We start from the raw sequence: 12,545 nt of genomic DNA on the forward strand, positions 1-12,545 counted from the left end.
CACTAAAACACAAACTTGCCACTCAAAAAATCTTCCTATATTTCCCTTGCTCTATTCGGCATAGCTTACCATCTTTAATAAAGGCTTCTATCCACTTGTTTGCCGTACTTCCATTCTCGCCCAAAGTTAAAACCGCCGCATCATAATCTTTCTTTGTGAAAGTGTCAGGCAACATATTATAAAGAGTGTTCCTTCGTACATAAACGCCCGTCTCTTGCGAAGCGGTATTGAATCGCTTAGACTGATTTCCTGACAAATTCTGATAAATGAATACGGCATGATAAAGCAGGGTGTCGCAAATACTCATGGCTATGGAATAGTCAAACTTATGGCAAACCAATTGTACAGTCTCGTCAGAAGAAGATTTGTGAATCACATTATCCAAATGTCGGACAGAGGTCAACACCATCATTATACGATAAGCAATCAGTCCCATCCGTCTGACTACTCCTTGCATCTTGTTATCCACTTCGTCACAACATTCCTCATTCACACGACTGAGATATTCAATAAACTGTTCCTGCAAATCAGAGGGAAGAGAAAAGGAATAATTACCCTGCCGTACAAATTCCTCATGCAAATGACAGAATTTATCTCCCAACAGTTTGAACATGGCATTCTTGGATTGAGAAATGTCGCTTGTGGCAAACACATTTCTTATACCTCGTTTGAAGCGGATAATATAGAAACAAAAGCGACTCATCAATCCGTTCTCCGCATCAGGTATCAATTTTCTTACCTGTTCGGGAGTTCCAGCCAAAGCTACCGAAACTCTCGGATTAGCTACTTCGCAATACTCCCTGTCCTTGCGCCGACTCAAACTTACCAGCTCATGATGAAATGCCTTTCGCAACACATCAGAATAATTGCCATAGTCCGACTTCAAAGTCTGGCTTAATGTATCGCCCTCCGATTCAAACAATAGTCCGATACCGTCATTATCTCCCAATATCTTCAAGAAAGAACTTGCGCTACTATTGGCAGGAATGACGAGCATACGCATGGGCGGTTCTGTTGGCATAGTCATTCCATCAGTTTTCTTACCTTTGATATAAGCACTCATCGCTTCTTTGTATTCCTGCTCTAATCGTTTGGAAAGTTCATGCAAATTACGGTTAATGGGAGCTACCAATTCTCGGCATAAGGTCAATGCTCCTTTTCCCATACCGGCATCTGCCACCACGAACAGATATAGATTCGGATAAACAATGCGTTCATCGTACACGCCACAAACATTATGAAAGCAGACCGACAAACACACAATAGCCCCAATCAGTATCGTATCACGGTCATCTACCGAAATGGAATTATTGACAACCTCATTTAGAAAAGGAGGAAGATTCTCAAACACACATGCAGGAAATACAGGAAGTTCTTCTTCTGATTTTATCCATTTACCCGTTTTATCATTTTGGATATTTGGCAAAATGGATAAATGCTCTTTGAAGAACGGAGCCAATGAGATTCCGGTTTGATTTGCCAAATGGAAGAAAGAACGGATAGTAATGCCTTGCCCTTTGGAGTGCAGACAATGCGTATATTGTTTATCCGTTTCTTCCCTTTGATAGGTAGGGTAAAACCTGCTGATGCGGTGATAATACTCCCGTCCGTTCTCTCCCAATCCATCCACAAGCGCAAAGCCCAACTCCACCCAATCTTTATAATGAGGAGCTATATCAATAGCACGCCGTTCTATCTCCCGAACAACACTTTCCACATCATCCTCCACCTTATCATATATAGGGACAATACTTGGTGTATGTGCCTGTTGTATTTCAGAAGGGACATTCTCCCAATCTTGGGCAGAAAAGATTTTCTTCGACATCATCTTTGTATTTATGGTTAATATATGCTTGTGGGTCGTAGGATAAAAAACATGAACGAGCCACATCACTGCCGGACATATCCACTAATGGCAAACCTGTTGCTTTGATGCAGTTGGCAACAGCCTTGAAGTACCGGGAATGTTCCCAGCCTTTCAAGTCAACAGGTATTATCCACTTCAATCCATTACCGGATGGACTGACAAATAACAGTTCCGTATCAAAATACTCATGGTTGAGTAGTTGCTGTTTTAACTCCCCAATGTTCTCCACATGATCGAAATCCAAACACATCAATCCTGAGTGCATAATCAGTTCCTTCTCATTACGCTTGCGGAATAATCCCGAAAAAGTACAATAGTCAAAATGAGTGGCTTTATATCTTTTGGCTTCGGGAGAAGATAGCATCAAACGCAGGGCTTCGGTTTGTGGTTGGGCATAATACCCGATGATATAACGATACACATCCACAATACCTACCGCCCTTATCGGTTCGATGTTTTGAATAGGCTTGCGAAAGAACGAAAAGCAATAGTCTGTCGTTTCCATCATCTGATAATCTTTTTAGATTCGACAAATCGTCTGGCTTCTTCCATTAAGTCATCCTGTGTCTTATGCGATTTGTTCTTCAACCAATCGTCAATCTCAGATTGCAGAAAAGCCAACGCTTTATTTATTTTATGTACGGGAATCTGTTTGGTTGATACCCATCCATAAACCGTTTGCTTGGCTGGATGCGATGGCAGATAAGCACAAAGCTCGTCTATATCCATCCACTTGGGTGAATTACTTGCTTGCTTATGCTGCAAGGCATTTACTTTGGTTTGTAGTGCTTCTACGGACTCAATCAGGTAGGACAACGCATTCGGCATTTCCTCCAATGAATTTACTTTATAAGCCATTTTTTCTTCGTATTAAAATTTATGCTGCAAAAGTATAGGGATGCTTATAGGTGCTAAATAGGTGCTTGACCGCCACCAATCAACCGCTCATTTACCACTGACAGATTTAAGTTTCATTAATACGAAAATTTATTGGGCAACATAATAAAAGGGGAATAAACGACTGTTTGGACTAACACATTCTTTACTGAACACCTCTATACTACAAAATACCCCTCAAAAAGTTGATGCTTCATGAGGGGTAAACGGTGGTAAGTATATAATTGGTATTACATAAGTCGTTGGTGCTCAATGGTGGATATAACCACCACAACCTATAAATCCAAATTGTCTATATGCAGCGTATTGGCGGCTTTCTCTTTTTGTTCGTTTACGATGTGCGTATAAATCTGCGTGGTTTTGACGTTAGTATGTCCCATCAAAGACTTGATAGTGTATATGTCAACGCCATTTTCCAGCAACAGCGAAGCGTAGCTATGGCGGCCACAATGGAAGGTGATGTGCTTCTTGATACCGGATGCTTCTATCCAGACTTTCAACGGACGAGAAATCCAAGAGGCATCAGTCAATCCTTCAAAAACAAGTGCTTCATCATCGTCTGGACGTATGCCGCATAGTTGAAGTGCTTGTTGAATGACCGGCTTGTAATCGGGTCTTTTTGTCTTTTGCTGAATTACGACTGCTTGCCATGTGCCCTTGCTTGTTTGCTGAATTTGTTTCCATTTCAAAGTTTGAATATCACTATGCCGCAATCCAGTGAGAATAGAGAACAAGAACGCACGTTTCAAAACATCATCCCTGCAAGGAGTATCAACCAACATCTGTACTTCATTCATAGTAAGCGCAACACGAGGTTTCTCAATGTTTGTTATTCCCTTTACTTTCGCACTTATATCAACGGTCAGATATTCATCAATGAATGCCTGTTTCAATCCTGCTTTGAGTATAGAGAAATAAGTCGATGCCGTGTTTTGTGAGATAGTACCTTTCTTATTTCCTCCCATTGGAGCACGGAGAAGGAACATCTTAATATCTTCAAGCAGTTTAACGGAAATCGCCTTGAATGGAATTGGTTGCCCTTGCGAATACATTTTCAACAGTTCGCCTACACGCCTCCAGTTGACTATTATCGAATCGGAACTATTGGGATGACGTGTGCTTATAATACGATTGAAATACTTGATAAAATCCTGTTCGCTCCGCTCATTCTGTGCAGCGATTTCGTTTTCCTTATCAGTGTAAAGGATGGCACTATCGTATTCATGCTGTCGTAACTTCCGCACATTGTCGGCATAGATGCAAGCCTCTTGGTCTATCGTTGAACGGCATTGGATAATTCCATTCAAATCACGTTTAGGCTTATAGTTGAATGTTCCATCCGGCAGGATACGTGTAATGGACGACTTGTCCCAAATGGGTGTAGATATAGTCCGGTTAATGGATTCTACCACACGGCTTGCCCGAGTTGAACCTCGCTTATAAACTGGGTATGATTCTATAATCAGATACCACTCTTCTTTGTAGTTCGACCTTCTGAGCTTGACGGTCACTTTGGTATTAGGTAATGCTTTCTTCATAACGACTTGTATAATTTATCAATTTCAGATTTGGGAACATAAACATAGTTACCGATTTGGCGTGTAGGAATAGAATGACGGCGTATGTGCTTAAATACACTGCTGTCATTGATATGGAATTTCTTGGCAATCTCTCCGATGGTGTAACAATCTTTGGGTTCAAAGGACAATGCCTCCTTTTTTCTCTTTCTACTCCCTGCCTTTGTTTTGAAATGTTCATCCATATACTGCCGACTAAGACGTATCAGACGCTGACCAAAATTGTATGACGGTATCAAGCCTTGCCGTATCATACGATAAAGAACGTCTTTACTAATGCCGTAAATCAACATAGCCTCTTTTACGGTTAGATACCCCTTGCAGGATGGTATTCGTCTAATCAGTGCTTGGCGTATCGCTTCTTTCTCTTTTGCGATTTGTCTTTTCTTATATGCTCTCTTGGAACAAGCAGGGCAACAATACTTCGACACTAATGTGGGAGGAGTAAAGATTTTACCACACTCCTCGCAACTTCTTTGAATGGTGTAATTTCCTCTTGGCATATTCTTCTCATTTTAAATGGTTTATATCAATCTAAGTTGTACCTTATCGCCAAATAAGACGTGTCGCAAACATGTCGTAAATAAGAGATAAAAAAGCCCATAGAAAACGCATAGCAACCATGAACCCCATAAACGCAAAAAGCGTGCAACTCATTGAGATGCACGCTTTTGCTTATTGTTTATTATCTGTATCCTTATCGGAATCATTTGACTTCCTCAAAGTCAGCATCCTGAATATCTTCTTTACCATTAGAAGAAGCTCCCTGTGCACCTTGTTGTCCTGCACCTGCGCCCGGACCGGCCTGAGCGCCACCTTGCGCACCGCTCTGAGCATACATTTCAGCACTTGCAGCCTGGAATGCAGTGTTCAGTTCAGCCATAGCAGTATCCACAGCGGCTACATCCTGAGCCTTGTGAGCATCTTTCAGTTTCTGAAGAGCAGCTTCAATCGGAGCCTTCTTGTCGGCCGGCAACTTGTCGCCCAACTCCTTCAACTGATTTTCTGTCTGGAAAATCATAGAGTCAGCCTGATTCATCTTGTCAATCTTTTCACGTTCCTTCTTGTCGGCTTCTGCATTAGCTTCAGCTTCGGCTTTCATCTTTTCGATTTCCTCCTTGCTCAAACCGGATGAAGCTTCGATACGGATAGCCTGTTCCTTGCCGGTAGCCTTATCCTTGGCAGATACTTTCAAGATACCGTTGGCGTCGATATCGAATGTCACCTCAATCTGAGGTACACCACGGCGGGCAGGAGCGATGCCTGTCAGGTTAAACTGACCGATTGACTTGTTCTGTGCGGCCATCGGACGTTCACCCTGAAGTACGTGGATAGTCACTTCGGTCTGGTTATCAGCAGCAGTAGAGAAAGTTTCGCTCTTACGTGCCGGGATAGTAGTGTTGGCATCAATCAGCTTGGTCATCACACCACCCAATGTTTCGATACCCATTGACAACGGAGTTACGTCCAGCAATACTACGCCCTTGATTTCGTCTGTCAAAACAGCACCCTGAACAGCAGCACCTACAGCAACCACTTCATCCGGATTCACACCCTTGGAAGGAGTCTTGCCGAAGAATTTCTCTACCAATTCCTGAACAGCCGGGATACGAGAAGAACCACCTACAAGGATTACTTCATCGATATCTGAGTTGCTCAAACCTGCATCGCTCATCGCTTTCTTACAAGGTTCAAGACAAGCCTGAATCAAGTTGTGAGCCAAAGCTTCGAACTTAGCACGAGTCAAAGTCTTAACCAAGTGCTTAGGCATACCGTCTACCGGCATGATGTATGGCAGGTTGATTTCTGTTGAAGTAGAAGAAGACAATTCAATCTTCGCTTTTTCAGCAGCTTCTTTCAAACGTTGCATTGCCATCGGGTCTTTTGTCAAATCCGCGCCTTCGTCGTTCTTGAATTCCTGTACCAGCCAATCGATGATTACCTGGTCGAAGTCATCACCACCCAGGTGAGTATCACCGTTGGTAGAAAGCACTTCGAATACACCACCGCCGAATTCGAGGATAGAGATATCGAATGTACCGCCACCGAGGTCGAATACAGCAATTTTCATATCTTTGTGAGCCTTGTCCAGACCATAAGCCAACGCAGCGGCAGTCGGTTCGTTCACGATACGTTTCACTTCCAGACCTGCTATCTGTCCGGCTTCTTTCGTAGCCTGACGCTGTGAGTCAGAGAAGTATGCCGGAACGGTAATAACGGCTTCGGTTACTTCATGGCCCAAATAGTCTTCGGCAGTTTTTTTCATTTTCTGAAGAATCATGGCCGAGATTTCTTGTGGAGTGTAAAGACGTCCGTCGATGTCTACACGCGGAGTGTTGTTGTCGCCTTTCACTACTTTGTAGGGAACACGTGTCACTTCTTTCTGTACCTGGTCCCAAGTTTCGCCCATGAAACGTTTGATGGAGAAGATAGTACGCTGCGGGTTAGTGATAGCCTGACGTTTTGCAGGGTCACCCACCTTACGTTCGCCGCCGTCGACAAATGCCACGATAGAGGGGGTGGTACGCTTGCCTTCGCTGTTGGCGATTACTACCGGTTCGTTACCTTCAAATACTGAAACACATGAGTTTGTTGTTCCTAAGTCAATTCCAATAATCTTTCCCATAACTGTATATTTTTTATTTATTTGTTTTCAATTAAACTGATTTCCCGGCGAATGGTTCACGAATTTTTTTCTTTTCGTGCACCAACCGCACGCCTTCTATCAAGCAAACGGTATGCCAAAGCAGGAATGGCGGCGGCAACTGACAAAATGGCGCATTCTTTTTCGGCGTCGGCCGACAGAAAAGGCAGAACAGGAGCAACACTGTCAGTTTTTGCATGGAAAAACTCTCAAGAGGTTTTTGAGAAACAATGGAGACACTTTCAGCAAACACCCGCCATTGTTTGCCGAAACAATGGTTACGTTTTAGCCTTACCGTCTAAACAAAAAAGACGCTCCTCAAAGAGAGTTCTTTTCTTGTTTCTTTTTTAATTCTAAATATACTATGAAAGGGTGTCCGGATGTGTGTCCGACTGTTGTTCGAAGAGGGTTCGTATGTTGTTGTTTATCAGTAGGTTGCATGTACAGACTTATGACCAATGAATATTCACAAAAAATGTTAACGAAAAAAGAGGCCGAAACCGCCTGTTTGTATAGTAAAAAAGGAATACCAAAATAACTTTTGGCATTCCTCGTTTATTCTAATAATATCTACTGTCTGTTTATTGTTTCTTCAAGACTAACAGCTCGTTACCGTTTTCTCCGAGCAGATATACTTTACCGTCTTTCATTGAGAAACTTCTTGTCTCGTTCAGCGCGTTCAGCACGATGGTTTCCGTCTCCATGTCGGGACACATCATCATGGTGGTGGCAATATTTTCAAACTTCAGCGAGTTGGCCGCCTTCTCGTCCTGAAGCAAAGCACCGTTGATGCTATTGCAACCTACATTGCCGTAAATGCGGTTCTCGTCGGTATTAAAACCAATGAACGGAGCGACTTCGGCAGTACCCACTATTTTCTTGCCATTTACCAATTCAATGGCCCATTCGCCTGAAAGGTCTGCCAATGAAACCTGCGATTCGTCTTTTTTCTCCAGCGTCAGCATCTTTTTGCCGTCCTCGCCGCATAATGCGATGATTTCGGGTTGGTCTGATACAGTTTCATACGACTTCACCTTGTTCAGCGCGTTCAGCACCTTTTGTTCTGTCTGCATATCGGGACAAGCCATACGTGTGCTTCCGATAGGGCCGAAAGACAATACTCCGGGTTTCAGCGAATCGGCCTCGAAGGTACCCATCATACGGTTGCAGCCACTGTTTCCGTAGATGCGCTTCTGAGCTACGTCAAAACCGATAAAGGGCATTTTCTTATCCGTGATTTTCTGTCCGTCCACTTCGGTGATGTTCCATTCACCGTTCAAGGAAGAGAGTGTTAACATATTCTTGCTGCCACCGCATGAAGCTAAAATCAGTGCACCGGCACAAACAGCCGCCATTTTTAAAATTACTTTTTTCATCATACTTTTTTCGTTAAATCATTTAGTTTAGTGCGCAAAGCTATATATAATTCTTCATTTGCAGTAATAATAAACAATTTTTTTGTACCTTTGCCATACTTTATAAATTAACAAAAAATGATATGAAAAGGTTTTTATGCATGCTATTTTGGGTGGTAGGATGCTGTATAGGCTGTTATGCACAGAACGGCTATATAGTCTCCACTGCATCCCGACAGGCAAGTTCTTCTGTGGAATCACCGGAGAAACAATTTATCGACGACCATTTAAAATACTACAGTCTGTGCGACTGGACACCGGGGATGAAGTTTATGGTCATCCCGGAACGGAAAGACCTTGTCATTCCGGTCTTTAAATCGGCAGAGACCGGCAAGGATGTGGACTCCGGCGAGCTGAAGTACAAGATTATGGAATTTTTGGGTACTGAAGTGACCGACCGTGGATTCGTGCATTTCAATTTTGATTGTGAGGGGAAGCCCTACTACCACGAGGTGAAGAACATCACACTGGAGCAATATTGTATGAAACCCAAAGCCGGCATTCCGACCCTTGCCTATCTGGGCGATGTGGATATCGCCAAGGATTTGCTGGAAGGCGAAACGCTGTATATGCGCACCGACAAAGTGCGTATAGACGACCCTAACAGCACCTCCGGCTACAAGGAAGTGCACATCGGCCTGAATGAGAAGGTGACAGTGACCGCCGTGGGAGTGGACAGCCGGGCCTTTCCGGTGAAGATTGTATTCTCCGATTCCAAGGGAAACACGTATTATCAGCCGGTAGCCATCTCAAAGACCAATTGCGGGATGCTCGACAATGATTTTATCATGGAAAAGAAAAATAAATATTTCCCCAATGCATTCAGTTTCAGTGATGCCAATGCCAAGAAAGCCCGGACACTGATGGAGAAATATGGCAAAAAGCCCGTTTACCTGAAAGCGGAGACGGCATGTACCGACGATGCCGGCATGACTGTCAAACTGCCTAAATACACGCAGTTCGTCATCAAAGACATCATTGCCGAAAACGGAACTCAGTCTGTGACACTCGAACTGGCCGCTGCAGATGGAAAGTCTTACCGGATGAAGACGACTTTCGTACACGCAAGTGTCACCAACCTGGCCTTGCGCAACGACAACTATTTTGCCGATATCTTTGGCATCGGTAACCTGCGTGCCAAATACCCCGATACCACCGAAGAGACCTGGGATCTCATCAGCCACGGCGAAGTGCGCAAAGGCATGACGACAGACGAATGCCGCTTGTCTTTAGGCGACCCCATCCGCGTGCACAAAGTGACGGGAGGATATGAAACTTGGTATTATCAAAGAAAATCCTTGGATTTTACCCATAAGAAACTGGAACGTATTAACTAATACCCAAAATATTTTGTTATCTTTGCCCGGCAAACGGTATGTTTTACCGGGCAATTTATTTTTTAATCTAAAGAGAACAAATGGGTAAAGTATTAATTATCGGTGCAGGCGGTGTAGGTACTGTCGTGGCACACAAAGTGGCTCAGAATCCTGATGTTTTTACAGACATTATGATTGCCAGCCGCACCAAATCAAAATGTGATGCAATCGTTAAGGCAATCGGTAATCCTGCTATTAAAACAGCTCAGGTCGATGCAGACAATGTAGACGAACTGGTGGAACTTTTTAATAGTTTTAAACCCGAAATCGTTATCAATGTAGCCCTGCCTTATCAGGACCTTACCATTATGGAGGCCTGTCTGAAAGCCGGAGTGAACTATCTGGATACAGCCAATTATGAACCGAAAGATGAAGCCCACTTCGAATACAGCTGGCAATGGGCTTACAAGAAACGTTTCGAAGAAGCCGGTCTGACAGCTATTCTCGGTTGCGGTTTCGACCCGGGGGTAAGCGGCATCTATACGGCGTATGCTGCCAAGCACCACTTTGATGAGATGCATTATCTGGACATCGTGGACTGCAATGCCGGTAATCATCATAAGGCATTTGCCACCAACTTCAATCCCGAAATCAATATTCGCGAAATCACTCAAAACGGACGTTATTATGAAGACGGCAAATGGGTGACTACCAAGCCGCTGGAATTTCATAAGGATTTGACTTATCCCAACATCGGTCCCCGTGACTCGTATTTGCTGTATCACGAAGAACTGGAGTCGTTGGTCAAGAATTTCCCGACTATCAAGCGCGCCCGCTTCTGGATGACTTTCGGACAGGAGTATCTGACTCACTTGCGTGTAATCCAGAATATCGGTATGGCACGCATCGACGAAATAGATTATAACGGCATGAAAATTGTTCCCTTGCAATTCCTGAAAGCCGTATTGCCCAACCCGCAGGATTTGGGTGAGAACTACGAAGGCGAAACCTCTATCGGTTGCCGCATCCGTGGTATCAAAGACGGCAAAGAGCGCACTTACTATGTGTATAATAACTGTAGCCACCAGGAAGCTTACAAGGAAACCGGTATGCAGGGCGTCAGCTATACCACCGGTGTGCCTGCCATGATTGGTGCCATGATGTTCCTCAAAGGACTGTGGAAACGTGCCGGTGTATGGAATGTGGAAGAGTTTGACCCGGACCCGTTCATGGAACAGCTCAATAAGCAGGGTTTGCCTTGGCACGAAGTGTTGGACGGAGATTTGGAACTTTAAAAACAGAGACAAGATATGAACGTAGGAGACAAGGCTCCCGAAATACTGGGCTTGAACGAAAAGGGAGAAGAAATTCGTTTGAGCAATTATAAAGGAAAGAAAATAGTACTCTATTTTTATCCTAAAGATATGACTTCCGGTTGCACTGCACAGGCGTGCAACCTGCGTGACAATTATTCCGAACTGCGTGCCAAAGGTTACGAAGTGATAGGGGTGAGTGTCAACGATGCCAAGTCGCATCAGAAGTTTATCGAGAAAAACGAACTGCCTTTTACGCTAATCGCAGACACCGACAAGAAACTGGTGGAGCAGTTTGGCGTATGGGGCGAGAAGAGTATGTATGGACGCAAATATATGGGTACGTTCCGCACTACTTTTATCATAAACGAAGAAGGTGTAATCGAGCGTGTCATCTCTCCCAAAGAGGTGAAGACAAAAGAGCACGCTCAGCAAATTTTATAATTTACTTAACAGACCAAAAAGAAATCTTATGGCTAAAAAAGATAACGAAGAAATTCCATTCACAGCAGGGCCGGGTGCCGGAACCAGCGAAAAACTGAAAGCGCTGCAAGCTGCAATGGACAAGATAGAGAAGAACTTCGGCAAAGGCTCTATCATGAAATTGGGAGATGAAAACGTTCAGCAGGTAGAGGTGATTCCGACCGGTTCCATCGCCTTGAACGCCGCACTCGGCGTAGGCGGTTATCCGAAAGGAAGAATTATTGAAATATACGGACCTGAATCATCCGGTAAAACAACATTGGCTATCCATGCGATTGCCGAAGCTCAAAAAGCGGGAGGTATCGCTGCATTTATCGACGCGGAACATGCATTCGACCGTTTCTATGCTTCCAAACTGGGAGTGGATGTAGATAACCTGTGGATTTCTCAGCCGGACAACGGCGAGCAGGCATTGGAAATTGCGGAACAGTTGATTCGCTCTTCGGCCATCGATATTATTGTGATTGACTCTGTTGCGGCACTGACACCGAAAGCTGAAATCGAAGGTGATATGGGTGACAATAAAGTGGGACTTCAGGCACGTTTGATGTCACAGGCATTGCGCAAGCTCACCTCTGCCATCAGCAAGACCAATACGACTTGTATCTTTATCAACCAGTTGCGTGAGAAAATCGGTGTAATGTTCGGCAATCCCGAAACAACCACCGGCGGTAATGCCTTGAAGTTCTATGCTTCGGTACGTCTGGATATCCGTCGTGCCACACAGTTGAAGGACGGCGAGGAAGTAATCGGAAATCAGACACGTGTAAAGGTGGTGAAGAATAAAGTGGCTCCTCCTTTCCGCAAAGCCGAATTCGATATCATGTTTGGCGAAGGTATCTCCAGAGCCGGAGAAATTATCGATTTGGGAGCCGAGCTCGGCATTATCAAGAAAAGCGGTTCGTGGTACAGCTATAATGATACCAAACTGGGACAAGGCCGTGATGCTTCCAAACAGGTTATTCAGGACAACCCCGAACTGGCGGAAGAACTGGAAGGACTTATCTTTGCCGCACTGAAGGATAAAGAATAA

At 44.2% G+C, this 12,545-nt stretch carries 11 protein-coding genes; 4 read left to right on the forward strand and 7 right to left on the reverse strand.

The genetic code is table 11. The features are described from left to right. Positions 1 to 22: 22 nt before the first annotated feature. From QYT14_RS00005 to QYT14_RS00035, 7 genes are all read right to left on the reverse strand, one after another. A complete protein-coding gene (locus QYT14_RS00005; RefSeq protein ID WP_288324192.1) occupies positions 23 to 1,825 on the reverse strand; it encodes a DUF3987 domain-containing protein in 1,803 nt (600 codons plus the stop codon). Then, entirely contained in the window at positions 1,776 to 2,375 is a 600-nt protein-coding gene (locus tag QYT14_RS00010) for a BT4734/BF3469 family protein (RefSeq protein WP_288324002.1), read from the reverse strand. Before QYT14_RS00010 ends, QYT14_RS00005 begins: the two co-directional genes overlap by 50 nt. Then, positions 2,372 to 2,725 carry a helix-turn-helix domain-containing protein gene (locus QYT14_RS00015; RefSeq protein ID WP_117931917.1) on the reverse strand — a complete coding sequence of 118 codons (354 nt, stop codon included), beginning with the start codon at positions 2,723 to 2,725 and terminating at the stop codon, positions 2,372 to 2,374. Before QYT14_RS00015 ends, QYT14_RS00010 begins: the two co-directional genes overlap by 4 nt. Positions 2,726 to 3,039: 314 nt before the next feature. Beyond that, positions 3,040 to 4,302, reverse strand: a complete 1,263-nt coding sequence (locus tag QYT14_RS00020) for a site-specific integrase (RefSeq protein ID WP_151873159.1) — start codon at positions 4,300 to 4,302, stop codon at positions 3,040 to 3,042. Beyond that, complete coding sequence (locus QYT14_RS00025; RefSeq protein ID WP_120129211.1) at positions 4,299 to 4,844, reverse strand: helix-turn-helix domain-containing protein; 546 nt, start codon at positions 4,842 to 4,844, stop codon at positions 4,299 to 4,301. Before QYT14_RS00025 ends, QYT14_RS00020 begins: the two co-directional genes overlap by 4 nt. 203 nt (positions 4,845 to 5,047) lie before the next feature. Beyond that, positions 5,048 to 6,967 (reverse strand): molecular chaperone DnaK, encoded by a 1,920-nt coding sequence (gene dnaK / locus QYT14_RS00030; protein WP_237038227.1) that lies wholly within the window; start codon positions 6,965 to 6,967, stop codon positions 5,048 to 5,050. 599 nt (positions 6,968 to 7,566) lie between these two features. Continuing rightward, entirely contained in the window at positions 7,567 to 8,361 is a 795-nt protein-coding gene (locus tag QYT14_RS00035) for an META domain-containing protein (protein WP_237038428.1), read from the reverse strand. A 122-nt stretch (positions 8,362 to 8,483) separates the two neighbouring features. On the opposite strand from QYT14_RS00035, the gene QYT14_RS00040 reads away from it, so the two are divergent. The 4 genes from QYT14_RS00040 (at position 8,484) to recA (ending at position 12,545) form a co-directional block, all read left to right on the forward strand. Continuing rightward, positions 8,484 to 9,737, forward strand: a complete 1,254-nt coding sequence (locus QYT14_RS00040) for a hypothetical protein (RefSeq protein ID WP_288324004.1) — start codon at positions 8,484 to 8,486, stop codon at positions 9,735 to 9,737. A gap of 80 nt (positions 9,738 to 9,817) precedes the next feature. Further along, positions 9,818 to 11,011 carry a saccharopine dehydrogenase family protein gene (locus QYT14_RS00045; protein WP_237038224.1) on the forward strand — a complete coding sequence of 398 codons (1,194 nt, stop codon included), beginning with the start codon at positions 9,818 to 9,820 and terminating at the stop codon, positions 11,009 to 11,011. A 15-nt stretch (positions 11,012 to 11,026) separates the two neighbouring features. Then, on the forward strand, positions 11,027 to 11,473 hold the full coding sequence (bcp, locus tag QYT14_RS00050) for a thioredoxin-dependent thiol peroxidase (protein ID WP_237038223.1): 447 nt from the start codon (positions 11,027 to 11,029) through the stop codon (positions 11,471 to 11,473). Positions 11,474 to 11,501: 28 nt separating this feature from the next. After that, the gene (gene recA / locus QYT14_RS00055) at positions 11,502 to 12,545 is read left to right on the forward strand and encodes a recombinase RecA (RefSeq protein WP_237038222.1); all 1,044 of its coding nucleotides are present in this window, start codon (positions 11,502 to 11,504) and stop codon (positions 12,543 to 12,545) included.

The sequence above is a fragment of the uncultured Phocaeicola sp. genome, assembly GCF_948499155.1.
Lineage (GTDB): Bacteria > Bacteroidota > Bacteroidia > Bacteroidales > Bacteroidaceae > Phocaeicola > Phocaeicola faecalis.

What these genes read in the sequence shown, in the direction of transcription:
- bcp (WP_237038223.1), top strand. Translation starts at nt 11,027, where the DNA reads ATGAACGTAGGAGACAAGGCTCCCGAAATACTGGGCTTGAACGAAAAG.
- dnaK (WP_237038227.1), bottom strand. Translation starts at nt 6,967, where the DNA reads ATGGGAAAGATTATTGGAATTGACTTAGGAACAACAAACTCATGTGTT.
- QYT14_RS00015 (WP_117931917.1), bottom strand. Translation starts at nt 2,725, where the DNA reads ATGGCTTATAAAGTAAATTCATTGGAGGAAATGCCGAATGCGTTGTCC.
- QYT14_RS00025 (WP_120129211.1), bottom strand. Translation starts at nt 4,844, where the DNA reads ATGCCAAGAGGAAATTACACCATTCAAAGAAGTTGCGAGGAGTGTGGT.
- recA (WP_237038222.1), top strand. Translation starts at nt 11,502, where the DNA reads ATGGCTAAAAAAGATAACGAAGAAATTCCATTCACAGCAGGGCCGGGT.
- QYT14_RS00005 (WP_288324192.1), bottom strand. Translation starts at nt 1,825, where the DNA reads ATGTCGAAGAAAATCTTTTCTGCCCAAGATTGGGAGAATGTCCCTTCT.
- QYT14_RS00020 (WP_151873159.1), bottom strand. Translation starts at nt 4,302, where the DNA reads ATGAAGAAAGCATTACCTAATACCAAAGTGACCGTCAAGCTCAGAAGG.
- QYT14_RS00040 (WP_288324004.1), top strand. Translation starts at nt 8,484, where the DNA reads ATGAAAAGGTTTTTATGCATGCTATTTTGGGTGGTAGGATGCTGTATA.
- QYT14_RS00035 (WP_237038428.1), bottom strand. Translation starts at nt 8,361, where the DNA reads ATGAAAAAAGTAATTTTAAAAATGGCGGCTGTTTGTGCCGGTGCACTG.
- QYT14_RS00010 (WP_288324002.1), bottom strand. Translation starts at nt 2,375, where the DNA reads ATGATGGAAACGACAGACTATTGCTTTTCGTTCTTTCGCAAGCCTATT.
- QYT14_RS00045 (WP_237038224.1), top strand. Translation starts at nt 9,818, where the DNA reads ATGGGTAAAGTATTAATTATCGGTGCAGGCGGTGTAGGTACTGTCGTG.